This window comes from Kineococcus deserti (genome assembly GCF_050871945.1).
Classification (GTDB): Bacteria; Actinomycetota; Actinomycetes; order Actinomycetales; family Kineococcaceae; genus Kineococcus.
Genome location: NZ_JBJLSI010000015.1, coordinates 1 through 22,586 on the forward strand (window position 1 = coordinate 1; position 22,586 = coordinate 22,586).

The 22,586-nt window shown below is 74.5% G+C and carries 22 protein-coding genes; 9 read left to right on the forward strand and 13 right to left on the reverse strand.

The annotated features are described in order from the left end of the window. Nucleotides 1-144: 144 nt before the first annotated feature. On the forward strand, nucleotides 145-1,011 hold the full coding sequence (locus tag ACRYR2_RS12970; RefSeq protein ID WP_432563285.1) for a phosphotransferase: 867 nt from the start codon (nucleotides 145-147) through the stop codon (nucleotides 1,009-1,011). Here ACRYR2_RS12970 and ACRYR2_RS12975 read toward each other — a convergent pair. Beyond that, complete coding sequence (locus ACRYR2_RS12975; RefSeq protein WP_432563286.1) at nucleotides 1,002-2,603, reverse strand: phospholipase D family protein; 1,602 nt, start codon at nucleotides 2,601-2,603, stop codon at nucleotides 1,002-1,004. The two genes, ACRYR2_RS12970 and ACRYR2_RS12975, sit on opposite strands and share 10 nt — an antisense overlap. Nucleotides 2,604-2,832: 229 nt before the next feature. Here ACRYR2_RS12975 and ACRYR2_RS12980 point away from each other — a divergent pair, with 229 nt between their 5' ends. From ACRYR2_RS12980 to ACRYR2_RS12995, 4 genes are read left to right on the forward strand one after another with little or no spacing between them, the layout of a single operon-like run. Next, nucleotides 2,833-3,921 (forward strand): fatty acid desaturase family protein, encoded by a 1,089-nt coding sequence (locus ACRYR2_RS12980; protein WP_432563287.1) that lies wholly within the window; start codon nucleotides 2,833-2,835, stop codon nucleotides 3,919-3,921. Next, the gene (locus ACRYR2_RS12985; RefSeq protein ID WP_432563288.1) at nucleotides 3,918-4,667 is read left to right on the forward strand and encodes a GAF and ANTAR domain-containing protein; all 750 of its coding nucleotides are present in this window, start codon (nucleotides 3,918-3,920) and stop codon (nucleotides 4,665-4,667) included. The genes ACRYR2_RS12980 and ACRYR2_RS12985 overlap by 4 nt, the downstream gene beginning before the upstream one ends. Next, nucleotides 4,664-5,392, forward strand: a complete 729-nt coding sequence (locus ACRYR2_RS12990; RefSeq protein WP_432563289.1) for a GAF and ANTAR domain-containing protein — start codon at nucleotides 4,664-4,666, stop codon at nucleotides 5,390-5,392. Before ACRYR2_RS12985 ends, ACRYR2_RS12990 begins: the two co-directional genes overlap by 4 nt. A 54-nt stretch (nucleotides 5,393-5,446) precedes the next feature. After that, the gene (locus tag ACRYR2_RS12995) at nucleotides 5,447-7,069 is read left to right on the forward strand and encodes a peptide chain release factor 3 (protein WP_432563290.1); all 1,623 of its coding nucleotides are present in this window, start codon (nucleotides 5,447-5,449) and stop codon (nucleotides 7,067-7,069) included. Between the two features lie 702 nt (nucleotides 7,070-7,771). Here the strand turns inward: ACRYR2_RS12995 and ACRYR2_RS13000 are convergent. From ACRYR2_RS13000 to ACRYR2_RS13020, 5 genes are all read right to left on the reverse strand, one after another. Next, entirely contained in the window at nucleotides 7,772-8,473 is a 702-nt protein-coding gene (locus tag ACRYR2_RS13000) for an HAD family hydrolase (RefSeq protein ID WP_432563291.1), read from the reverse strand. A 29-nt stretch (nucleotides 8,474-8,502) separates the two neighbouring features. Continuing rightward, nucleotides 8,503-9,993, reverse strand: coding sequence for a mannitol dehydrogenase family protein (locus tag ACRYR2_RS13005; RefSeq protein ID WP_432563292.1), 1,491 nt, complete (start codon nucleotides 9,991-9,993; stop codon nucleotides 8,503-8,505). Then, entirely contained in the window at nucleotides 9,990-10,967 is a 978-nt protein-coding gene (locus ACRYR2_RS13010) for an SDR family oxidoreductase (protein WP_432563293.1), read from the reverse strand. The genes ACRYR2_RS13005 and ACRYR2_RS13010 overlap by 4 nt, the downstream gene beginning before the upstream one ends. Beyond that, on the reverse strand, nucleotides 10,964-12,247 hold the full coding sequence (locus tag ACRYR2_RS13015; protein ID WP_432563294.1) for a mannitol dehydrogenase family protein: 1,284 nt from the start codon (nucleotides 12,245-12,247) through the stop codon (nucleotides 10,964-10,966). Before ACRYR2_RS13015 ends, ACRYR2_RS13010 begins: the two co-directional genes overlap by 4 nt. 180 nt (nucleotides 12,248-12,427) lie before the next feature. After that, nucleotides 12,428-13,204 (reverse strand): AraC family transcriptional regulator, encoded by a 777-nt coding sequence (locus ACRYR2_RS13020; protein ID WP_432563295.1) that lies wholly within the window; start codon nucleotides 13,202-13,204, stop codon nucleotides 12,428-12,430. Nucleotides 13,205-13,245: 41 nt separating this feature from the next. Here ACRYR2_RS13020 and ACRYR2_RS13025 point away from each other — a divergent pair, with 41 nt between their 5' ends. Genes ACRYR2_RS13025 through ACRYR2_RS13035 form a run of 3 tightly spaced genes read left to right on the forward strand, consistent with a single transcriptional unit; the run spans nucleotide 13,246 to nucleotide 14,648 of the window. Continuing rightward, entirely contained in the window at nucleotides 13,246-13,689 is a 444-nt protein-coding gene (locus tag ACRYR2_RS13025; protein WP_432563386.1) for a DUF2000 family protein, read from the forward strand. Nucleotides 13,690-13,710: 21 nt separating this feature from the next. Then, nucleotides 13,711-14,046 (forward strand): STAS domain-containing protein, encoded by a 336-nt coding sequence (locus tag ACRYR2_RS13030; RefSeq protein ID WP_432563296.1) that lies wholly within the window; start codon nucleotides 13,711-13,713, stop codon nucleotides 14,044-14,046. Nucleotides 14,047-14,051: 5 nt separating this feature from the next. Then, nucleotides 14,052-14,648: a DUF1684 domain-containing protein gene (locus tag ACRYR2_RS13035; RefSeq protein WP_432563297.1), complete on the forward strand. Its 597-nt coding sequence runs from the start codon at nucleotides 14,052-14,054 to the stop codon at nucleotides 14,646-14,648. Between the two features lie 33 nt (nucleotides 14,649-14,681). On the opposite strand, the gene ACRYR2_RS13040 is transcribed toward ACRYR2_RS13035, so the two are convergent. Together ACRYR2_RS13040 and ACRYR2_RS13045 are read right to left on the reverse strand one after the other, a co-directional pair. Then, nucleotides 14,682-15,233, reverse strand: coding sequence for a hypothetical protein (locus tag ACRYR2_RS13040; RefSeq protein ID WP_432563298.1), 552 nt, complete (start codon nucleotides 15,231-15,233; stop codon nucleotides 14,682-14,684). A 62-nt stretch (nucleotides 15,234-15,295) separates the two neighbouring features. Further along, the gene (locus tag ACRYR2_RS13045) at nucleotides 15,296-16,096 is read right to left on the reverse strand and encodes an exodeoxyribonuclease III (RefSeq protein ID WP_432563299.1); all 801 of its coding nucleotides are present in this window, start codon (nucleotides 16,094-16,096) and stop codon (nucleotides 15,296-15,298) included. Nucleotides 16,097-16,178: 82 nt separating this feature from the next. Here ACRYR2_RS13045 and ACRYR2_RS13050 point away from each other — a divergent pair, with 82 nt between their 5' ends. Continuing rightward, nucleotides 16,179-16,883, forward strand: coding sequence for a FadR/GntR family transcriptional regulator (locus ACRYR2_RS13050; protein WP_432563300.1), 705 nt, complete (start codon nucleotides 16,179-16,181; stop codon nucleotides 16,881-16,883). Nucleotides 16,884-16,944: 61 nt separating this feature from the next. On the opposite strand, the gene ACRYR2_RS13055 is transcribed toward ACRYR2_RS13050, so the two are convergent. From ACRYR2_RS13055 to ACRYR2_RS13075, 5 genes are all read right to left on the reverse strand, one after another. Beyond that, on the reverse strand, nucleotides 16,945-17,070 hold the full coding sequence (locus ACRYR2_RS13055; RefSeq protein ID WP_432563301.1) for a hypothetical protein: 126 nt from the start codon (nucleotides 17,068-17,070) through the stop codon (nucleotides 16,945-16,947). Between the two features lie 94 nt (nucleotides 17,071-17,164). Beyond that, nucleotides 17,165-17,986, reverse strand: a complete 822-nt coding sequence (locus ACRYR2_RS13060) for an SDR family NAD(P)-dependent oxidoreductase (protein WP_432563302.1) — start codon at nucleotides 17,984-17,986, stop codon at nucleotides 17,165-17,167. Then, a complete protein-coding gene (locus ACRYR2_RS13065) occupies nucleotides 17,983-19,344 on the reverse strand; it encodes an enolase C-terminal domain-like protein (RefSeq protein ID WP_432563303.1) in 1,362 nt (453 codons plus the stop codon). Before ACRYR2_RS13065 ends, ACRYR2_RS13060 begins: the two co-directional genes overlap by 4 nt. Continuing rightward, entirely contained in the window at nucleotides 19,344-20,189 is an 846-nt protein-coding gene (locus ACRYR2_RS13070; RefSeq protein WP_432563304.1) for a fumarylacetoacetate hydrolase family protein, read from the reverse strand. Before ACRYR2_RS13070 ends, ACRYR2_RS13065 begins: the two co-directional genes overlap by 1 nt. A 24-nt stretch (nucleotides 20,190-20,213) precedes the next feature. Beyond that, nucleotides 20,214-22,586: a glycosyl hydrolase family 95 catalytic domain-containing protein gene (locus tag ACRYR2_RS13075; protein ID WP_432563305.1), complete on the reverse strand. Its 2,373-nt coding sequence runs from the start codon at nucleotides 22,584-22,586 to the stop codon at nucleotides 20,214-20,216.

Consider the following 22,586-nt stretch of genomic DNA (forward strand, 5'->3'; position numbering starts at 1 on the left):
CGCCGCGCGCGGCGGGCGGGGGGGCCCGGCGCGCGCGCGGGGCCGCCGCGCCCCCCCCCGCCCGGCCCCCCCCCCCCCCCCCCCCCCCCCCCCCCCCCGGGAAACGGGGTGCGAGCGTTCGCCAGCTCCTGGCACGGTGGTCGGGTGCTCGGGTCGGGAGGCAACAGGGTCCGCTGGGAGGAACTCCCCGCGGCGGTGCACGACGCCGTCGCCGACGTCCTCGGATCGCCCGTCGTGCAGGCGGTCTCGCAGTCCGGCGGGTTCTCGCCCGGCTCGGCCGACCGTGTCCTGACCGCCGCGGGAACCCGCGCGTTCGTCAAGGCCGTCAGCCCCGCGCAGAACCCCGTGTCCCCGACGATGCACGCCCGCGAGGCGCGCGTCGCAGCGAGCCTGCCCGCCGGCCTCCCGGCGCCGCAGCTCCTGGGCGCCCGGGAGGTGGACGGCTGGCAGGTCCTGGTGCTGGCGGAGGTCGCCGGCCGCCAGCCCGGCCTGCCCTGGCGCGCGACGGACCTGCGGCTGGTCGTCGAGGCGCTCGAAACCCTCGCCGACGTCGGGACGCCGTGCCCCGTGCCCGGGCTGCCGACCGCGCGGGAGTCGCTGACGGGGGAGCTGCCCGAGGAGGCGCTGGCGCTCCTGGACGGCGACACCCTCGTCCACCTCGACCTGCGCGCGGACAACGTCCTGCTCACCGACGACGGCGCGGTCCTCGTCGACTGGCCGCACGCCTGCCTCGGCCCGCCGTGGCTGGACCTGCTCACGCTGCTGTTCGAGGTCGACCGGCTGGGGGAGCAGGACCTGGCCGAGGAGGTCCTGCGCTCCTCCCGGCTCACGACGGCCGTCGACCCGGACGTCCTGACCACCGTGCTCGCGGGCTTCTCGCGCTTCTTCCTCGACCGGGCCGCCGAGCCGCCGCCGCCCGGCCTGCCGACCGTCCGCGAGTTCCAGCGCGTGCAGGGGGAGGCGCTCGCCCACTGGGTGGCGCGACGGGGAAGCCGATCGCCTCAGCGGTGACCCGGCGCCGAGGGATCGAGGACGATCCGGTACGCAGGTGCGGCGAGGAGCTGCTGCCACCGCGGGAGCACCGGGTCGCGGTGGAACCTCAGGCGCCCCGGCGGACGCGGACCGCGGCGTCCGCCGGCGTGCCACGCGTCGAGCGCGGATGCGCTGCGGCGCAACGCTTCGACAGTGCGGTCGGGATCGAGGAGGTCGGTGTCCTCCCCGTCCGGCAGGCCCAGGTGCTCGCGCAGCAACCGCAGCCGCAGGTCCCGGGCGAACCGGCGCGCGCCGTCGCCCAGCCCCGCGGGGTCGGCAGGTTCCCGGACGTCGCGCTCCGCGTCGAGGACCGCGACGGACAACTCCGAGTCGTGGCTCGAGGACCGCCGGTTGAGGTTGTCGCTGCGCACGCACGCCCAGACGTCGTCGACGACGGTCACCTTGGAGTGGACGTAGACGGGATCCCCCTGCTCGTTCTCCAGGTCGAAGACGTGCACCCGGTCCCGGCCGGCCGCGCGCAGGACCTCCAGCGCACGCACCTGACCCAGCAGCAACGGCGGAGCCGCGATCCCGCCGCGCTTGGGCCGTCGGGGGAGCAGCACCACCAGCTGCAGCCGCGGTGACGCGCGCAGGGCGTCGGCGAACACCTGCACGGCCTCGGCCGACCAGAGGAACTGCTCCTCGAGGTAGACGAGGCGCCGGGCCCGGCGCAGTGCCTTGGCGTGCCCGGCGGCGATGCTGTGCTCCCCGTCCGGGGCGAAGGGGTAGCGCGGCCGGCGGCGGGGGTAGGTGCGCAGGAGCTGCACGGCGCACGAGCCTGCGGCCGCCACGGGAACAGCTCGGCGCGCGGGCAGCGGCGCCGGGCGGCGCAGCAGACGCCGCAGCAGGTCCGAACCGAGCTGCCACGGCAGCAGCGACAGCGGCGCCCGGTCGTCCCACCGCTCCCGGAACACCGTCTCGACGTCGTCCACCGCCGGGCCGTGGATCTCGGTGTGGACGTCGTGCCACGACGGGTGGCGTCCGTAGGCGCGGCCGAAGGACATCGGCTGCCGGTCCCCGTCGTGGGCGGCGTCGTCGCGGCGGCTGTGGGCGAGGTCGAGACTGCCGACGAAGGCGACGTCGTCCTGCGGGCGCCGGGTGTGGCGGACGACGACGAACTTCTGGTGGTGGCTGCCCAGCGTCCGCACGCGCTGGTCGAGCAGGACCTCGGCGCCACCGCGCACGTGCTGGGCCAGGTGGCGGTTGCGTTCGGGCACCAGCCGTTGCCAGTCCCACGGCGAGCGCCACACCAGGCCCTTCACGACCGCGCCGCGCCGGGCCGCGCCCGTCAGCGCGTCCGCGATGGTGGGGCCTGCACCGGTGAGCAGTTCGTCCGGATCGCCCTGCCAGTCGGCGAAGAGGACCAGGTCGCCCGCTCCGGCGCCGGCGAGCGCGGCGGCGAGCGCGCGGAAGTAGTCGGCGCCGTCGACGAGCACGCGGACGTGGTTGCCGGTGCTGCCGGGGGTCAGCGCGGACGCGTCGTTGCCGCGTTCGGCGGCCGAGAGGAACCAGGCGGGCAGCGCCGGGTCGCCGGCCTCGGCGGTGTCCGCGTGCACGTCGGCTGCGGTCATCCGGGCCTCCTCCCCTCCGGTGGTCTGCTCCGACCTCGTCCGGCCCGGGCGGTCCCCCCACGGTCGAGGGGGGACCGCCGTCAGCACACCACGGCCGGTACCGGCCCGCGCACCGACACCCGCCGGGTTGCCGACGGCCCCTGGGCGTGTTCCCGTGGGAGGGCAAGGACGAGTCGCCCCGGACCCGGTGACGTGTCGACGCAGGACACGCGCAGACGGGATTCCGACGATGAGCACCGACCAGTTCGTGGGGACGCCGGGCAGCACGCCGCCACGGCCGGCCCGCCGTTTCACCAGCTCCTACACCGCGCTGTCGCAGCGCGTCCGGGCAGCGGGCCTGCTCGAACGCCGCCGTGGCTACTACTGGCGGCGCATCGCCGCGACACTGCTGGCCTTGAGCGCCCTGGCCGCCACGGTGCAGGTGGTCGGGAACACGTGGTGGCAGCTGCTGCTCGCCCCGCTGGTGGCCCTGACGCTGAGCCAGGTCGCCTTCCTGGGGCACGACGCCGCCCACCAGCAGATCTTCACCTCCCCCCGATGGAACGCCGTCGCCTCGCGGTTCCTGGCCAGCCTGCTGGCCGGGCTGAGCCACGGCTGGTGGACCGGCAAGCACAACGTCCACCACGCCGCCCCGAACCAGATCGGCCGCGACACCGACATCGACTCCAAGGTCCTGGCCTTCCACCCCGAAGCGCTGGAGGACAAGGGGCGGGCGCACCGCTGGTTCCTGACCCACCAGGGGTTCTGGCTCTTCCCGCTGCTGCTGCTGGAGGGCTTCAACCTGCACTACGACAGCGCCACGGCCGTGCTGCGCCGCGGGGCGGTCAAACGGCGCCGGCTGGAGGTCGTGCTGCTGGCCTCCCGCTGGGTGGCGTACGCCACCGTGCTGCTGCTGGCGATGTCGCCGGGCAAGGCCGCGGCCTTCGTGGCCGTGGAGCTGGCGCTGTTCGGGGTGCTGCTGGGCGGGGCGTTCGCCCCGAACCACACCGGCATGCCGGTGCTGGCGCGCGGGGTCAAGCAGGACTTCCTGCACCGTCAGGTGCTGGCCTCGCGCAACGTCAGCGGGGGACGGCTGGTGGACTTCTTCATGGGCGGGCTCAACCGGCAGGTCGAGCACCACCTGTTCCCGAACATGCCGCGTCCGAACCTGCGGTTGGTGCAGCCGATGGTCCGCCGGCACTGCCAGGAGCTGGGGATGCCCTACACCGAGGAGAGTTTCGCCGGCGCCTTCGCCGCGGTCGTGGCCCACCTGAACGCCGTGGGCCTGGCCGGGCGCCGGCAGCAGACCTGCCCGCTGGCGCAGCAGTTCCGCACGTGATCGCTGCCACGGCACCGGATCCCGCGACCGTGCCGCTGCGGCTGGTCCAGGCCTGCTGCCGGGCGGTGCCGGTCTCGGGTGCGGCCCTGTCGCTCATGACGTCGGCGGGTGGCCCGGGCAGCCTCCTGACCGCCAGCGACCGGATCGCCGCCGCGGTGGAGGAGCTGCAGTTCGACCTCGGCGAAGGACCCGGCCTGGACGCCGCCCGCGGCGGCTCGCCCGTGCTGGTCGCGGACCTGGCCGGCGCCGCGGGGCACCGGTGGCCGGTCTTCGCCGCGACCGCCGCCCGCCGCGGGGTGGCCGCGGTCTTCGCCTACCCGTTGCGGATGGGCTCGGTCGCGCTGGGGGTCCTCGAGCTCTACCGGGACCGGGCCGGTCCCCTCGACGACGCCGGCCAGGCCGAAGCCTCGGCCTGCGCGGTGCTCGCCACCACGCTCGTGCTGCAGCTGCAGTCCGCGCTCACCGCGGCCGGGCCGGTACCGCTCGACGCACCGGAGGAGGCGCGGATCGCGCTCGCCGACGACCGGGCCGTCGTGCACCAGGCGAGCGGGATCGTGTCGGTCAGCGCGCACGTCGGGGTCGGCCAGGCCCTGGTGCTGCTGCGCGGCCGCGCCTACGCGGAGGGACGCGCCCTGGACGAGCTGGCCGCCGACGTCGTCACCGGACGGGTCCTGCTGGACGGGACCGGACGTGACCACCATGATCGGCCCCGGGACGGGCACGGTGACGAGAGGGACTTCCGGTGAACCAGGCACAGGTCGCGCGGGTCTTCGTCGAACTCGCCGACACCCTGGTGGACGACTTCGACCTCGTCGACTTCTTCCACCTGCTCACCGAACGCTGCGTGCAGCTGCTGGACGTGACCTCGGCCGGGCTCATGCTCAGCGACGACCGGGGCCGCCTGCAGCTGGTCGCCGCCACCTCGACCCTGACCCGCTCGGTCGAGCTATTCGAGCTGCAGGTGGACGAGGGTCCCTGCGTCGACTGCTTCCGGTCCGGTGAACCCGTCGTCGACGTGGACCTGACCCGTGCGCACGAGCGCTGGCCCGAGTTCACCGCGGCGGCGAACGCCGCCGGCCTCGTGTCGACCCACGCGTTGCCGATGCGGTTGCGGCACCGGGTCATCGGCGCGCTGAACCTGTTCAGCGACCGCAGGCCGACGCTGGGCCGCGAGTCGCTGGAGCTGGGACGGGCCATGGCGGACATCGCCACCATCGGGCTGCTCAACGAGCGGTACCTGCGCGAGCAGACCGTGCTGGCCGAGCAGCTGCAGGCAGCGCTGGACAGTCGCGTGGTCATCGAGCAGGCCAAGGGCGTGCTGGCCGCGCGCTCCGCGAGCACGGTGGACGAGGCCTTCGCGCGGCTGCGCCGGCACGCGCGCCACCGCGGGACGTCACTGACCGCCGTGGCCACGGCCGTCGTGCACGAGGGGTTCCTGCTGGACGACGAGCGGTCCACGCACCGGCCGTGACGGCCCCTGGCGCGGTGGTCGGGACCACCACCGGCAGGCGGGGAGAATGGAGGGGTGAGCGCCACCGAGACGGAGACCGCCGAACCGAGCACCGCGACGTCCGCGGAGGTCCTGACCGAGGCCGGGCGCCGCCGCACCATCGCCGTCATCTCCCACCCGGACGCCGGCAAGTCCACGCTGACCGAAGCCCTGGCCCTGCACGCCCGGGCGCTGCGCGAGGCCGGCCACGTGCACGGCAAGGCCGGCCGCGCCGGGGTCGTCACCGACTGGCAGGACATGGAGAAGCAGCGCGGGATCTCCATCAGCTCCGCCGTCCTGCAGCTGGACCACCGCGGCATGGTCGTCAACGTCGTCGACACCCCCGGCCACGCGGACTTCTCCGAGGACACCTACCGCGCGCTCACGGCCGTCGACGCGGTGATCATGCTCGTCGACGCCGCCCGCGGCATGGAGCAGCAGACCCGCAAGCTCTTCGGCGTCTGCAAGCAGCGGGGACTGCCCGTCATCACCGTCGTGAACAAGTGGGACCGGCCGGGCCAGGAGGCCCTCGCGCTGCTCGACGAGATCGAGTCGGTCACCGGTCTGCGGCCCACGCCCGTGACGTGGCCCGTCGGCATCGCCGGCGACTTCCGCGGTCTGCTCGAACGCGCCACCGGCGGGTACGTGAAGTACACCAAGGCCCCCGGCGGCGCGACGCTGGCCGTCGAGGAGCGCTTCGACGCCGAGGGCGCCGCGCAGGTCGAGGGCGACGCGTGGCAGCAGGCGCTCGACGAGCACGAACTGCTCGCCGCGACGGGCGCCGACCACGACGAGGACGAGTTCCTCGCCTTCCGCACCACCCCGGTGTTCTTCACCGCCGCGGTCGCCAACACCGGCGTCGGGCAGGTCCTCGACGCGCTCGTCGACATCGCCCCGGCCCCGCACGACCAGGCCGACGTCGAGGGCGCCGTCCACGCCGTGACGGGCGGGTTCAGTGCCCAGGTCTTCAAGACCCAGACGGGCATGAACCCCGCCCACCGCGACCGCCTGGCCTTCGCCCGCATCCACTCCGGCGTCTTCCACCGCGGCATGACCGTGCGCGACGACCGCAGCGGCCGGCCGATGGTCCTCAAGCACGTCCAGACGGTCTTCGGCGCCGACCGCTCCACGGTCGACGTGGCCTGGCCCGGCGACGTCATCGGCCTGGTCAACGCCCGGCACGTCAACGTCGGGGACACGTTGTCGGAGAACGGGCGCCTGGCGTACCCGCCGCTGCCGGTGTTCGCCCCCGAGCACTTCCGCACCGTCCGGCCCAAGGACCTCGGCGCCGGCAAGCAGTTCCGCCAGGGGCTGCGCGAACTGGACGCCGAGGGTGTCGTGCGCGTCCTGACCTCCGAGACCCGCGGGGACGGCGAACCCGTGCTCTCGGCCGTCGGAGCGCTGCAGTTCGACGTCGTGCAGCACCGGATGACGCACGAGTTCCGCTCGCCCGTGCTGTTCACCGAGCTGCCGTTCACGACGGCCCGCATCATCGACGCCGCCGACGCCCCGCTGCTGCGCGCCCACCGCGGCGCCGAGGTGGTCCAGGGCTCCGACGGCCGGACCTTCGCCCTGTTCACCGACGAGTGGCGCGTGCGCAGCTTCGCCCGCGACAACCCCGACGTCCGGCTCGAGGAACTCGTCGCCACCAGTTCCTGAGGTCGCGGGTCACCCGCTGCCGGAGGGAGTGAACTGCTCGACGCCGATGGCCGCGAGCAGGTTCAGCCTGCTGCGGGCGTCGGTGCCGGGACGTGGTGTGTCCACCACGAGACGCAGGTTCGTGCCCTGGGTGGTGAAGCACGTTCGAGCTTCTGCGTGCTCTGGTGCTCACCCACCGATCCGAGCGCCCACCACCTGCGGAACCCGGGCGTGCGCTGCAGCCGGTCGATCGACGCCGCGAGGTCGGGGGGCCGGGGCGACGGCCGCCCGCGGCGATCTCGCCGAGCTCACCGGTGCGTCGGCGCCCCCGGCCTGGCTGGGGTCCTCGACCGGTGCGTTGCAGTGGTGCACGCGGCGGCACGCATGGAGTTCTGGGGTTCTGACGCCGGGTTCGAACGGGACAACCACCGGCCGACGCCGGCGCTGGAACGCGGCCGCGACCGGGGGGTCTGCCACGTCACCGACGGAACGCCCAGGCCGACCCGGGACTTCTCCACACCGGTCCTCGGTGCCCTGGGGGTCGACGTCAGCACCGCGCCCAGCTTCCCGTCGGCCGTCGCCTCGCCGGTCGCCCGCGTCCTGGACCTGCTGGCACGGATGCTGCGCCGGCCGACACCTCCGCCGCCGGCCTGGAGGGTCTGCGCCGGTCGGCCGCCCACCGGGCCGGTGCGGCACCGGCCCGGTGAGCCTCGCCGGTCGCGGTCAGCCGAGCAGGTCGACGACCTCCGCCCACGACCTCACGACCACCCGGGCACCCGCTTCGTGCAGCGCCGCGGTGCGGGCCTCCCGATCACCCTCGGCGACGAACTGCACGGTGCCGATCGTGGGGAAGCCGGCCGCGACCGCCGAGAGCGCCCCGTTGATCGAGTCCTCGACCGCCACGGCCACGTCGGGAGTGACGCCCAGCCGCTCTCCCGCGAACGCGTACACCGCGGGGTCGGGTTTCGAGGTCGGCACCTCCAGGGAGTCCTCGGCGCTGAACCGCCGCTGCGGGTCGAACAACCCGGCCAGGTCGGTCACCTCCAGGCAGGCGTCCAGGCGGGAGCTGGCGCTGGAGGTCACCGCGGCGAGCGTGAACCGCCCCGCCACGGCGCGCAGCGGATCGCGCACCGCGGGGTCCGGACGCAGGACCGTCCGCAGGTGCTCGGTGACGACGTCCTTCTCCTGGGCGACCCAGCCGTCCAGCTCGTCACCGGCCAGTTCCCGGCCGTAGCCGCGGGCCAGTTCCTGCGCCGCTGCGCGGAAGTTCTTCCCGTTCGTCATGGCCTGCAACTCGTCGGGACCGTAGGAGCGTTCGGCCCCCAGCTCGGCGAGGAACCGGTTCGTCACTCCCGCCGAGGCGGCGTAGGCGGGTTCCTCCGACGGGAACAGGGTTCCGTCCGCGTCGCACAGCAGGGTGGTCACCCGGGTGCGGTCGAACGGTGCGGCCGGGCTCACCGGCCCGCTCCGGTCGTCAGGTCCAGGTACAACCCGATGACCTCCCGTGGTCCCTGTTCCTCCAGCGCCCGCAAGGCCACCTCCACACCCGCCGCGAACGCGGGATCGTCGCGCAGGTCGCCGAAGACGGTCTGCTCGCTCATCAACGGCTCCGGTTGCTCCTGCCCCTGCCGGGCCAGCTCCACGAGCCGGTCGGCCAGGGGCCCTTCGACCGGGACGTCGTTCCCGGCGTAGTCGTACCCTCGCAGGAACCTCATCCACCCCGCCACCGCGAGCAGCAGCAGCTGGTGCGGACGGCCGGCGGCCACCGCGGCCTGCACCGAGGGGAAGACGTAGTTCGGCATCTTGGTCGACCCGCGCCGGCCCAGCCGGGTGAGCTGGTCGCCCATCCGCGGGTCGGCGAAGCGCCGCACCAGGGTCTGCTGGTACTCCTCCAGGTCGATGCCCGGCACCGGGGGCAGCAGCGGGGCGATCTCGTCGGCCAGGAGGTGCTCGAAGTAGGCGCGGAACACCCAGTCCGACAGCACCTCGTCGATCGTGGAGTACCCGGCCAGGATCCCCAGGTAGGCCAGGGCGCAGTGGCCGGCGTTGAGCATCCGCGTCTTCATCGCCTCGTAGGGCGCGACGTCGTCGACGAACTGGACCCCGACGCGTTCCAGCGGGGGACGGCCGTGGCAGAAGGAGTCCTCGACGACCCACTGGGTGAAGGACTCGGTGACCACCGGCCAGCGGTCGTCGACACCGGTCTGGTGCACGATCCGCTCGCGCTCGCCCGGCGTCGTGGTGGGGGTGATGCGGTCGACCATGCTGCTGGGGAACGCGCCCTCGGCCTCGATCCAGTCGGCCAGCTCCCCGTCCCGCAGCCGGGCGAAGGAGACCACGGCCGTCCGCGCGGCCGTTCCGTTGTCCGGCATGTTGTCGCAGGACAGGACGGTGAACGGGGGCAGACCGGCGCGGCGGCGGCGGTCCAGGGCCTCGACGAGGAAACCGAACACCGTCCGCGGGGTGGAGGGGTGCTCCAGATCGGCGCGCAGGTCCTCGTCGTCGGCGTCGAACTCCCCCGAGTGCGGGTCGATGCGGTAACCGGAGCCCGTGATGGTCAGCGTCACCACCCGGGTCGTCTCCGCCGCCAGGGTGTCCAGCACCGCGGCGGGATCGTCCGGGGCGAACAGGTAGCGGTTCAGCACCCCGACCACCCGCGCGCGGTCGGTCTCCCCGCGTTCGACGACGAGGAAGAGGTTGTCCTGGTCGGCCAGCACCTTCCCCATCTCGGGACTGCGCAGCCCGACGCCGACCAGTCCCCAGCCGGTCTCTCCCGTGCGGGCCAGGTCGTCGAGGTAGACGGCCTGGTGCGCGCGGTGGAAACCTCCGACACCGATGTGCACGACGGACGGTTCCAGGGCCGACCGGTCGTAACCGGGTGCGGCGACGTCGTCCGGCAGGTCCGCCAGGGTGTCCTGCCGCAGCGGCAGCGGGGCGCCGTTCACCGGGCCCACCGCGCCCGCAGGGCCAGCAGGGCCTCGCCCGGCCGGGGGAGTCGTTCGCTGAGGGTGGTGAACAGGTCGCGCCGGACGAGGTGACCGACGTGGTCGCCGTGCACCTGCCCCGGGCCCGCGGTGGGGGTGTCCATGATGTCCGTTCCGTTGTCGGGGTGGTCGCTGGTCTGCAGCCTGCGCCCGAGCAGGCTCAGCAGGACGTCGGTCAGCGCCGGGTTGAACTTCTCGCCGAGCAGGAAACCCAGCGACGCGCCGCCGACGACGGCCTGGCGCCGGGGCCGGGTGGCCATCCGCACGACGACGTCGGCGACGAGTTCCGGTGCGTAGACGGGCGGCGGGGGTTTGGTGAGGTGGTCGGTGTGGTTGCGGGAGTGCTCCCAGAAGGGGGTTCCGACGCCGGCCGGCAGGATCGTGCTCACCGCGGTCCGGGAACCCTCGGCGGCCAGTTCCATGCGCAGCGCGTCGTAGAAGGAGCGGACGGCGAACTTCGAGGCCGTGTACGGGGCGTGCAGCGGCAGCGAGCGGACGCCCTCGACCGAGGCCATGCCCACCAGGACGCCGCCGCCGGCCCGGGCCAGCGCCGGAACCGCGGCCTTCGCCGCGGCCACGTGCCCGAGGTAGTTGACCTCGCTCACCCGGCGGAACTCCTCCAGCGGCACCTGGGCGATGGAACCGTAGACGCTGATGCCGGCCATGGTCACCCAGGTGTCGATGCGGCCGTACGTCTCCTCGGCCGCGGCGACCAGGGCCTGCAGGTCCTCGGGCCGGGTGATGTCGGCGGGAACCGCTGTGGCCCGGCCACCCTCGGAGGTGATCTGGTCCACGAGGGACCGCAGCGCGTCGGCCCCCCGGGAGGCGCACACGACGGCGGCGCCCTCGCGCGCGAAGCGCAGGGCGGTGGCGCGGCCGATGCCGCTGGAGGCGCCGAGGACGACGGCGACCTGCTCGGGGACCGGTCTGGTCACGGGAGTTCCTCCAGGGGTGCGGTCGGGTGGGGAGCGTCTTCTGCCGCTTCCAGCAGGTCCAGGGCTTCCTGCAGTTCCGTGACGAGGTGGGGTTCGTCGGCCAGGGTTCCGAGCACGTCGCGGTGCCGCCGCAGCAGCGCTTCCGCGTCGCGGCCCGCGCCGGCCGAGGACCGCATCCAGGCGGCGAGGGCGAGGACCAGTCGCTGCCGGGGGTGGTTCTGGTCCACCGCCTGGCGCAGGGAGGGCAGGACCAGCGTCGGGAACGCCGCGGCGGCGGCGGCCTGCAGGGGTTCCAGGAGTTCACCGGTGCGGGGGTCCGCCAGCCGGGCCACGACGTCCGTGCGGTACTGCGCGAGGTCGACGCCCGGGACCTGCAGGACGGGGGCGGCGGCCTCGTCGAGGAAACCCTCGAGGGCGGCGCGCACCGCGGGGGCGGTCAGTGCCTCGTCGGTGGTCCGGGCCGGGGAACCGGCGCTCAGGAGGGCTGCGAGGCAACGCGTCGCGTCGTACAGGCGCATCCGCAGCGTCTCGTGGGGCACGGTGCCCGTCACGAACTGCGCACCCACCACCTCCAGCGGGGGACGACCGTCGCTGAAGGAGTCCTCGACGATCCAGCGGGGGCACCCGGCGGTGCCCGCCAGGACCGGATCGAGCACGCTGCTGGGGAAACGGCCGTGCTCCTCGATCCACGCGGCCAGTTCCGGATCGTCCCGCCGGGCCACCTCCAGGACGGCCGCGCGGACCCGTGGCCCGTTGCGCGGAGGGGCGTCGCACGCGACCACGGTGAACGGCGCCCGGCCCGCCGAGCGACGGCGGGCCAGGGCCCGGGCGAGGTAGGTGTGCACGACGGCCGCCGCCTCGGGGGCCGGGCCGGTCGCGAGCAGGGGGTCGTGCACGTCGGTCTCGACCGTCACCACCTTCGTCGAAGGAGCGGCCAGAGCCTCCAGCAACGCCTCCGAGTCCTCCCCGGAGGTGATGTAGTCGACGAGGACCGTGACCTCGCGCGAGGAGCCCGAGACCTGGACGCGGTGCTGTCCGGGCGCGTCCTCGGGGAGCTGCCCACCGGAGGGCTGGACCTCCATGCGGATCAGGCCCCAGTCCAGGCTGAGGCGCTGCCGCGCGATCTCGTCGACGTAGACGGTGTGGTGGGCGTCGCGCAGGCCGTGCAGCCCGAGGTGCACGACGGCGGGGGTCATGAGTTCGCGTTCGACGGGGACCTCGGGCGGCGGCGGTGCGGTACCGGCAGCGGGCGAGGACAAGGAGGCAGGTGCGCGGGACATGGCGACCCCTGGGACGGAGGAGACACGCTGCCCGCTGCTGGACTGCGAAAGCCGTGGTGGGAGCAGCCGTCGACTCGACTGCGGCGCAGCCGGGACGCGGCGCGCTGCGCCGACCGGGGTCCGGGGCCGACGATCCACTGGAACACCGCCCGCGCCCGTCGGCAACCCGAGTTCGGCGGCTCAGCGCCCGGCGAACCGCCCCGGCGTCGTTCCCAGGACCCGGCGGAAGTGCCGGGTCAGGTGCGACTGGTCGTGGAAACCCGCGAGCGCCGCGGCCTCGGCAGGCCGGACCCCGGTCAGCAGCAACCGCCGGGCCAGGTCGACGCGGCGGGCGGTGAGGTAGGCGTGCGGCGGCATGCCGACCTCGCGGGTGAAGGTCCGGACCAGGTGAGCGCTGGACGCGCCGAGTTCGGCCGCCGCGGCGGCCAGGGGGAAACCCTCCACGACGTGCTCGTCCAGCAGGGACCGCAGCCGCCGCGCCAGCGGCACGTCCCGGACCCGGCGCGGGGGAGTGCGGCGCAGGTGCGCGTCCACGGCTTCCAGCAGGACCGCCGCCCGTGACTGCACGTCCAGCGCGTCGCGCCCGTCGAGCAGCCGCCCGTGCAGTTCCCGGACCGCCGTCACCAGGCGCGGGTCGGGCAGTTCCGGCGCGTCCGCCGCCCGGCCGGTGACCCCGGCGGGCAGGGCGGTGGCGTCCAGGTAGAGCACGCGCTTGCGGAAGCCCGACGGGGTCAGCGACCGCCCGTCGTGCGGAACGTGCGGGGGCAGCAGCGTCACCAGCGAGCCGGTGTCGTGCGGGGTGCGGCCGAGGTCGTAGTGCACGGCGCCGGAGTCCACGAGCAGCAGCGTCCAGGTGTCGTGGGTGTGCAGCGGGTAGGCGTGCTCGACGAAGCGGGCGTGCAGCACCTCGGTGATGCCGGGCACGTCCGGTCGCCAGCTGCGGACCGATTCACCCACGTCACGAACGTACAAGACCCGCCGGGCTCCGGGGCCCGACGATCACCGGTGTGAACGACGTCCTCTCCGAGCCCGTGCGGTTCGACACCAAGACCGCCGTCCTGGTCCGCGACGACCTGCTGCCCTGGCAGCGCCTCAACGTCACGGCGTTCCTGACCAGCGGCATCACGGCCGCGCACCCCGACCTCGTCGGGGAGCCCTACGCCGACGCCGACGGCAACGCCTACCTGCCCCTGCTCGGCCGGCCGGTCCTCGTCTTCGAGGGCGACGCGGCCGTCCTGAAGGCCGCGCACACCAAGGCCCTCGGCCGGCAGCTGGCGACGGCGCTGTTCACCCGTGAGATGTTCGGCACGGGGCACGACGCCGCCAACCGGGCGGCCGTGGCGGCGGTCGGGGCCGCCGACCTCGACCTCGTGGGGCTGGCCGTGCACGGTGCGAAGAACTCGGTCGACCGGGTTCTCAAAGGTGCCCGCGCGCACCCGTGAGGACCCGTTACATTCGCAGGCGTGACCTCGACCGACCCGTTCTCCGGTCCGTCGGGGTCGGTGCGCGTGCGGTCCGGTGCCGACCACGTGGTCGTGCTGCTGACCGGTGAGATCGACGCCTACCTCGGCCCCGACCTGGTCCGCTGCGTCGACGAGGCCCTGGGCACCGGGCTGCCGGTCGTCGTGGAGGCCGGCGAGGTGACGTTCATGGACTCCACCGGGCTGGGGTTCCTGGCCCGGCTGGCCTCCCGCAGCGGGCAGCGGCGGATCACCCTGTCCGGTGCGCCGGAGGTCGTGCGGCACCTGGTGCACCGTGCCAGGCTGGAGCAGATGATCGACTTCTCCGGACCGAGCTGACCGGCGTGGACCGTCTCGACGTCCTGGACTGGCGCCGGCGCATCGGCGCCCTGTACGCCGCGGTCCGTTCGAGTCCACCCGCCGACGGGCACGCCCTGTGGGTCGCCGGCCGCGACGAGTTGTTCGCCGAGCACCCGGCGAGTCCGCTGCTGCCGGCCGACCGCGCGACGTTCCGCGGTCTGCCCGTCGCCCCCTACGACCCCGCCCTGCGCTTCGAGGTCCCCGTGGACCCGGCCCCGCCGCTGCGGCGCGAGGCGGTCACCGGCACCGACGGCACCGTCGGCTTCGAGCGCGTCGGAACCGTTGCGCTGCAGGGTGTCGGGACCCTGGACGTGTGGTGGCTGGACCAGTACGGCGGAGGGCTCTTCCTGCCGCTGAAGGATCCCGGCCCCGGCTACGGGGGTGGCCGCTACCTGCTCGACACCGTCAAGGGGGCCGACCTCGGCGGTACCGCCGAGGGTCTGGTCGTCGACCTCAACTTCGCCTACCCGCCCAGCTGCGCGTACGACCCGGCGTGGGCCTGCCCGTTGCCGCCGCCGGGCAACGTCGTCGACGTGCCGGTGCACGTCGGCGAGCACGCCGGGTCCTGGTCCACCGCCTGACCCCGCCCCGGGTGGGGCGGGGTCAGGCGGGTCTCAGTCCACGGGGGCGGCGGGGGCGGGGACGGGTTCGCGCAGGTCGACCACCCGCGGGGCCCGGCCGCGCCGCCACGCCCCGAGCAGCTGCTCGGTGGCGTCGTCGTCGCCGGCGCAGCGGAACATCCCCAGCGTGTAGATGCGTGCGGCCTCGTCGGCCTGCCGGTGCCAGGAGAACTCCTCGCCCAGGTGCAGGTACACGTCGACGTCGGCGCCGCGGGAGTCGACGATCTCGTCGGCCAGCACGACGGCCTCGCGCAGGTGGCCGCAGACCAGCAGGGCGGAGACCACGTAGCAGCGGGTGTCCGGGGCGACGTGGTCGCCCGTCGCCAGTGCCTCGCGGGCCAGCCGCAGCGCCCGGCGCGCGTCGCCGGCGAAGGCTGCGTGCTCGCTGGCCGCGACCAGCAGCCGGCCACGCGACACCGAGTCCCCCGGGACCGCGCGGCGGGCCCAGGACTGCAGGAGATCGGCGACGGCCCGTTGTCCCCGGGCGTCGTTGGCCGCGCTCAGTTCGACCCGCTCGAGGTCGTCGCAGCTGACAGGTGCTCGCACCGTTCGGAATCTAGTGAGGCGAAGCGGCGGCGTCTCCCCCGTGGAGCCCGTTCGGGCAGGGTTCACGCGTTCGGCGCAAGCTCCACGACCACCGGGGCGTGGTCGGAGGCGCCCTTGCCCTTGCGCTCCTCGCGGTCGATCGTCGCGCCCGTCACGCGGGCCTGCAGCGCGGGGGAGCCGAGCACGAAGTCGATCCGCATGCCCTGGCGCTTGGGGAAGCGCAGCTGCGTGTAGTCCCAGTACGTGAAGGTGCCCGGCCCGGGGGCGTACGGGCGGACGACGTCGGCGAAGCCCGCGTCCACCAGCGCGGCGAAGGCGGCCCGCTCCGGCTCGGACACGTGGGTCGAGCCTGCGAAGAAGTCCACGTCCCACACGTCCTCGTCGGTCGGGGCGATGTTGAAGTCCCCCACGAGCGCGACCGGCAGGTCCGGTTCCCGCGCCAGCCACTCCTGGCCGGCCTCCCGCAGCCGCGCCAGCCACTGCAGCTTGTACGCGTAGTGCGGGTCCTGCAGCGCGCGCCCGTTCGGCACGTACAGGCTCCACACCCGCACCCCGCCGCACACCGCGCCGATGGCCCGGGCCTCGGCCACGGCCGGCTCACCGAAGTGCGGGACGTCGGCCGAGAACGCGGTGCTCACGTCCTCCAGGCCCACCCGGGAGACCAGCGCCACCCCGTTCCACTGCGACAGGCCGTGGTGGGCGACCTCGTAGCCGAGGTCGCGGAAGGCCTGCTCGGGGAACTGCTCGTCCTTGCACTTGGTCTCCTGCAGGGCGACGACGTCGACGTCGCTGCGGTCGATCCAGGCCAGGACGCGGTCGAGGCGGGCACGGATGGAGTTCACGTTCCAGGTGGCGAGGCGCACGCGCGGGACGTTACCCGGCGCCTCCGACGGACATTCATCAGACGACTAGGGTGGGCCTTCCGCGAGTGCACCTGGAGGCGATGTGCCGAGCGACCAGGCCGAGGGTGCGACGTCGCAGACGGACGTCGTCGTCAACGGCATCAAGCGCATGATCTTCGACGGGACCCTGGGGCCCGGGCAGCAACTGCCCGTGGAGGCCGACCTCGCCCGCGAGCTGGGGGTCTCGCGCGGGCCGCTGCGCGAGGGCGTGCGGGCGCTGTCCTACCTCGGCGTCCTGGAGACCCGGCAGGGGGCCGGCACGTTCGTGACCGCGCTGGACTCCTCGCTGCTGCTGGCGCCCATGTCCTTCCTGGTCGACCTGCACCACCCCGGTGGCTCGCGGGCGCTGCACCAGGTCCGGCGGTTGCTGGAGACCGAGGCGGCCGCCCTGGCCGCCCGGCACGCCGACGAGGCCGCGCTGGCCGCCGCCGCCGAGGCGCTGGAAGCGGTGTCGGGGCCGGGTGGGGTCGACCCGCGGGAGTTCGTCGAAGCCGACATCCACTTCCACCAGGTCATCGCCCAGGCCGCCGGCAACCCCGTGCTGGCGGCGATGGTCGAGGCGTTCGCCGGTCGGACGGTGCGCGCCAGGGTGTGGCGGGCCATCGCCGACGAGCAGGCGATCGCGCGCACCGTCGAGGAGCACCGCGCGATCCTGGCCGCGTTGCGGGCCCACGACCCCGACCGCGCACGGTTGCGGATGGCCCACCACCTGCTGGCCGTGGAGGACTTCCTGGCCGAGCGGGGCTGAGCGGGTCGGGCGAGCGGGGTCGGGCGCCGCAGAACCCAGGGCCGGCAACGGCGCCCCGTGCTCACGGGCCACCGCGCCCAGGCGGCGGGCCCGGGGTCAGGACGTCGGCCGGGGCGTAGCGGTACGTCGCCCCGTCGCCGGGGCGGTCCACCGCCAGGGCGCCGGACCCCAGGACGCCGCCGAGCACGACCGACGTCCCGCGGTGCGCGGCTGCGGGAACAGGTCGTCCAGGGCGGACTGGTCCAGCAGGTCTCAGCGGCCGGCGGGCAGGACGACGGTCGTCACGTCGTCCCCGACCGCCCGGTGCAGGCTGCCCCGGGCCGCCCCGCCCGCGGGGGCAGGCGCAAGCCGTGCATCCCACCGTCGACCGCGACGACGGCCCCGGTGACGGCGCCGGAGCGCCGGTCGGCGAGGTGGACGATCTCGTGCGCGACCTCCTCGGCCTCGACGAGCCGGCCGCTGGGCTGGCGGGCGGACAGGGCGGCCAGTTCGGCGGCGGGGTCCTCGGCGGCCTCGAGCAGGCGCTGGACCCACGGTGTGTGCGCGGTGCCGGGATTCACGCAGTTGACCCGGATCCCGTCGGCCAGGTGGTCGGCGGCCATCGCCAGGGTCAGGGCCTGCACGGCCCCCTTCGTCGCCGAGTACAGCGCGCGCTGCGGCAGACCCGCCCAGGCCGCGATGGAACAGGTGTTGACGACCACCGCGTGGTCGGACTCCCGCAGGTGCGGCAGCGCGGCCCGCGTCGCGCGGACCACGCCCAGGACGTTGACGTCGAACACCCGGTGCCACTCGTCGTCGTCGTTGTCGGCGACGGTGCCTCGTGCGCCGATCCCGGCGTTGTTGACCAGCACCTCCAGCCCACCCAGGTGCGCCACGGCTCCGGCGACCGCCGCCCGGACGGCCTCGTCGTCGGTGAGGTCGGCCGTCAGCGCGAGCGCGCCGGCCGGAACCTGCGGGGAACCGCCGAAGGCGCGGTCCAGGACCGCGACCCGCGCACCGTCGGCCAGGAAGCGCCGCACGGTGGCCGCGCCGATTCCCGAGGCACCGCCCGTCACCAGGACCCGCAGGCCGGCCACCCCCTGCGCGGCGTCCGGGCCGCTCATCCGGCCACCTGCTCGTCGACGAGTTCCTCCAGTCCGCCCGCGGCCGACCGGGCGGACGGAACCCCCGACCACGCGGCTCCCGCGGGGAACAGGTGGTGCTGCAGGGATTCGGGACGGATCTCGGCCGAGGAACCGGGGGCGGTGGGGGGGAGGTAGTTCCCGCCCTCCAGGCGCACCGGGTCGACGAAGTGCTCGTGCAGGTGGTCGACGTACTCGACGACCCGGTCCTTCCTGCTGCCGGCCACGGCGACGAAGTCGAACATCGACAGGTGCTGCACCAGCTCGCACAACCCCACCCCGCCGGCGTGCGGGCACACCGGAACCCCGAACTTGGCCGCCAGCAGCAGGATCGCCACGTTCTCGTTGACCCCCGCCACCCGGGCCGCGTCGATCTGCAGGACGTCCAGCGACCCGGCCTGCAGCAACTGCTTGAACACGATCCGGTTCTGCACGTGCTCCCCGGTGGCGATCTTCACCGGCGCCACCGCCCGGCGGATCGCGGCGTGCCCCAGCACGTCGTCCGGGCTCGTCGGCTCCTCCACCCACCACGGGTCGTAGGGCGCCAGCGCGGTGATCCACTCCACCGCCGGCGCCACGTCCCAGCGCTGGTTGGCGTCCACGGCGATCCGCACGTCCGGCCCGACGGCAGCGCGGGCCAGCCGCATCCGGCGCACGTCGTCGTGCACGTCGGCCCCCACCTTCAGCTTGATCTGGCCGAACCCCTCGGCCACGGCCTGCTCGGCCAGCCGCACCAGCTTGTCGTCGGAGTACCCCAGCCAGCCTGGCGTGGTGGTGTAGGCGGGGAACCCGCCGTCGAGCAGCTCCTGCCGCCGCTGCGCGCGGCCGGGTTCGGCCGCACGCAGCAGTTCCAGCGCCTGGGTGGGGGTCAGGGCGTCGGTGAGGTAGCGGAAGTCGACCAGGGCCACCAGTTCCTCGGGGCTCATCCGGCCCAGCAGGTCCCACAGCGGCAGACCGGCGCGTTTGGCCTTCAGGTCCCACAGCGCGTTGACGACCGCCGAGATCGCCATGTGCATGACGCCCTTCTCCGGGCCCAGCCAGCGCAGCTGGGAGTCGTCGATGAAGGACTTCCAGGTCGCGCCCATGTCGCCCAGCGCCTGCTCCACGTCGCGGCCCAGGACGTGCCCGGCCAGGGCGTCGATGGCGGCGACCTGCACGTCGTTGCCGCGGCCGATGGTGAAGGCGAAACCGTGGCCGGTCAGCCCGTCGTCGGCGTCGGTGCCGATGACCAGGTAGGCAGCGGAGTAGTCGGGGTCGGGGTTCATCGCGTCCGACCCGTCCAGCTCGCGCGAGGTCGGGAACCGCACGTCGAAGGTCTCGAACCGGGTGAAGGTCGCCATCACGCGGCCTGTGCGACGTTGCGGGTGCGGCCCAGTCCGTCGATCTCGCACTCGACGACGTCACCGGGACGCAGGTACGGCTTGGGGTCCGGTTGCCCCAGCGCCACCCCGGCGGGAGTTCCCGTGTTGACCAGGTCGCCGGGTTCGAGCACCGTGAACCAGCTGAGGTAGCGGATCACCTCCGCGACGCCGAACACCAGGTCCTTCGTCGACCCGTCCTGGCGCAGTTCCCCGTTGACCCACGTCCGCAGGCCCAGCGAGCCGGCGTCCGCGACCTCGTCGGCCGTGACGAACCAGGGCCCCAGCGGGTTGAACGTCTCGCAGCTCTTGCCCTTGTCCCACTGCCCCCCGCGCTCGAGCTGGAACTCCCGTTCGGACACGTCGTGCGAGACCACGAAACCGGCGATGACCTCGAGCGCGGCCTCGGCGCTGTCGAGGTAGCGGGCGCGGGCACCGAGCACCACGCCGAGTTCGACCTCGTAGTCGGTCTTGGTGCTGCCGCGCGGGATGAGCAGCGTGTCGTGCGGGCCGACGACCGTCGACGGCGACTTCAGGAACACCACCGGCTCGGCGGGCAGCGGGGCGCCGGTCTCGGCGGCGTGGTCGCGGTAGTTCAGCCCGATGCACACGACCGTGCCCGGTCGGGGCACCGGAGCCCCGGTGCGGCGGCCGGTGAGGTCGATGGCCGGCAGGCCGTCGCGGACGGCCGCGGCGGCGCGGTCGAGGTCCGCGGACGACCAGGGTCGGTGGGCGTCCAGCACCCCGGACAGGTCGGCGGCCGAACCGTCCGGCAACAGGACCGCGGCGGTCTCCTCGCCCAGAGGGCCGGTGCGCAGGATCTTCACGAGTTTCCTTCCTCTCCCGGGCGTTCAGGCCCGGGTCGTTCCGAACGGCGGGGCGGCCACGGGCACGTCGTGCTCGTCGCCGGTGGTTCCGGTGGTGTCGGCCAGGACGGTTCCGCGCCACGTCACCCGGGCCGTGGAGGGCCGCAGGTGGCGTACGCGCACGTGGACCGGCGCGGAGTCGGCCCACGTGAGGTCGACCTCGACGCCGGCGCGGGTCCGCAGCCCACGCACGGTCCCGTCCGGCCACTGCGGGGGCAGCGCCGGGAGCAGGTCGACGCGGTGCGCGTCGGACTGCACGAGGGTTTCGGCCACCCCGGCCGCGAAGCCGAGGTTGCCGTCGACCTGGAACGGCGGGTGGGCCGAGAACAGGTTCGGGTACAACCCGCCCCGGTGCGGCGCCCCGTCGCCGGCCGAGCGCGGGGGCAGTGCCGGGCGCAGGCAGCGGCGCACGAGGTCCCCGGCGGCGGTTCCGTCCCCCAGCCTCGCCCGCAGGGCCAGCCGCCAGGCCAGCGCCCAGCCGGTGGAATCCGACCCGCGGAGGTCGAGGGAGCGGGCGGCCGCGGCGGCCTGCGGCGTGCCGGCCGCGACGGTGTCCAGCGGGTACACGCCCACCAGGTGCGAGGTGTGCCGGTGCTCCGGTTCGGCCTCGGGCAACTCGGTGTGCCACTCCAGCAGCTCGCCGCGGGTTCCGGTGCCCGGCCGGGGGAGGGCGGCCAGCGCGGTGGCCACCTCGGCCCGCAGGTCCGCGGGGCCGTGCCCGCCCGCCCACCGCGACCACCCGGTGAGCAGTCCGCGGGTCAGCTCCAGGTCGCAGGTGCTGGACCGGTCGACCGCCTGCGGCCGCCCCTGCTCGTCGAGCCAGTGGTTCTCCGGTGACGTCGAGGGTGCGGTGCCCAGGGTTCCGTCCGGCAACCGGACCAGCCGGTCCAGGCAGAACCGGACGGCTCCGGCCACCACCGGGAGGACCCGTGCGGCCAGGAGCTCGGGGTCGACGGCGAAGTCCAGGGAGTCCAGCAGGTTCAGGCAGAGCCAGACCCCGCCGTACGGCCACGCCGACCACGCCGGGTCGGCCCAGCCGCCTCCGACGCTGCGGCTCTGCGCCCAGCCGTCGCTGTTGTGGTGGGCGACCCAGCCGCGAGCGCCGTACATCTGGCGGGCCGTGGCCGAACCCGCGGCGGCCAGCCGCTCGACGAACGTCAGCAGCGGTTCGACGCACTCGGGCAGAGCCCAGGAGTGCGCCGGCCAGTAGGCCATCGGCAGGTTGACGTTCAGCGTGTAGTTGCTGCTCCAGGGCGGTTGCAGCTGGTCGTTCCAGATGCCCTGCAGCGTCATCGGCAGGGTTCCCGGCGCCGAGCCGGTCACCAGGAGGTAGCGGGCGTGGGCGACGACGAGCGCGGCCAGGACCCGGGCGGCGTCCTCGTCGTGCCCGGCCAGTTCCACGAGGGCGTCGGTCGTCGTGCCCGCGGGCACCCGGCCGCCGAGGTCGAGGCCGGCGCGGCCGAAGAGCCCGGCGTGGTCGCGCAGGTGCGCGGCGCGCACGGCCGCCACGTCGTCCAGCGCGGCCGCGGCCCGGGCCGCGGCCGCCCTCACGTCGGGACGGCCGGCCGCGTCGGTCCCGGGGTCCGGTGCCTCGACGGCGACCACGACGTGCGCCTCACGCACCGCGCTCCAGCCCGGACCACCGGCGGCGTCGCGCCGCACCCCGTCGCAGCGGACGCGGACGACGACGGCCATCTGCCGCGACGCAACCCCGGCCGGCGCCCAGCGCACCGGGTCCTCGTGCTGGTCCGGGCGCCACGGGCGGACGTCCTCGGGCAGGTCGAGCAGCGTGCGCCACTCGAGGTCCCCGGTGCCCCCGGCGTCCTCGTGCAGGGTGGAACCTGCGGTGCGCAGCGCGGGGTCCAGGGTGAGGTCGAGGCCGATCGCCTCGTCCCGGGCGACGACGTGGTGGACGAGGACCCCGGCGCGCGCGGCGACGAACGTCTCGTGCTGGACGCGGTGCGCGCCGTCGGCGGACGTCCGGTGCGACCAGGCCGTCGCACCGGCCAGGTCCAGGCCGCGGACGAGGTCCGGCGTGGATGGGCCCGTCGTGGTGATCAGCAGGTCCCCGACGGGTACGAACGCCTGGGTGTGCGGCACCACGGGTTCCAGCAGCTCGCCGGCGCAGGTGGGGTTTCCGGCCAGGACGGCCGCGCGTGCGGCCTGCACCCGCTCGGGGTGGTCGGCCGGCGTGACGTGGACGGGACCACCCACCGGCCCCGACCAGGCGCGGTCGTCGTTCAGGGACAGCCGCTCGCCGTCGGCCTGGGCCCGGCAGACCGCGCCCAGCCGGCCGTTCCCGACGGGCAGTCCCTCCAGCCACGTCGTGGCCGCACCCTCGTAGCGCAGGTGGTCCAC

Excerpts from the sequence above, each read along its gene's own strand:
- ACRYR2_RS13015 (WP_432563294.1), bottom strand. The coding sequence starts at position 12,247 with ATGTCCCGCGCACCTGCCTCCTTGTCCTCGCCCGCTGCCGGTACCGCA.
- ACRYR2_RS12975 (WP_432563286.1), bottom strand. The coding sequence starts at position 2,603 with ATGACCGCAGCCGACGTGCACGCGGACACCGCCGAGGCCGGCGACCCG.
- ACRYR2_RS12980 (WP_432563287.1), top strand. The coding sequence starts at position 2,833 with ATGAGCACCGACCAGTTCGTGGGGACGCCGGGCAGCACGCCGCCACGG.
- ACRYR2_RS13065 (WP_432563303.1), bottom strand. The coding sequence starts at position 19,344 with ATGGCGACCTTCACCCGGTTCGAGACCTTCGACGTGCGGTTCCCGACC.
- ACRYR2_RS13060 (WP_432563302.1), bottom strand. The coding sequence starts at position 17,986 with ATGAGCGGCCCGGACGCCGCGCAGGGGGTGGCCGGCCTGCGGGTCCTG.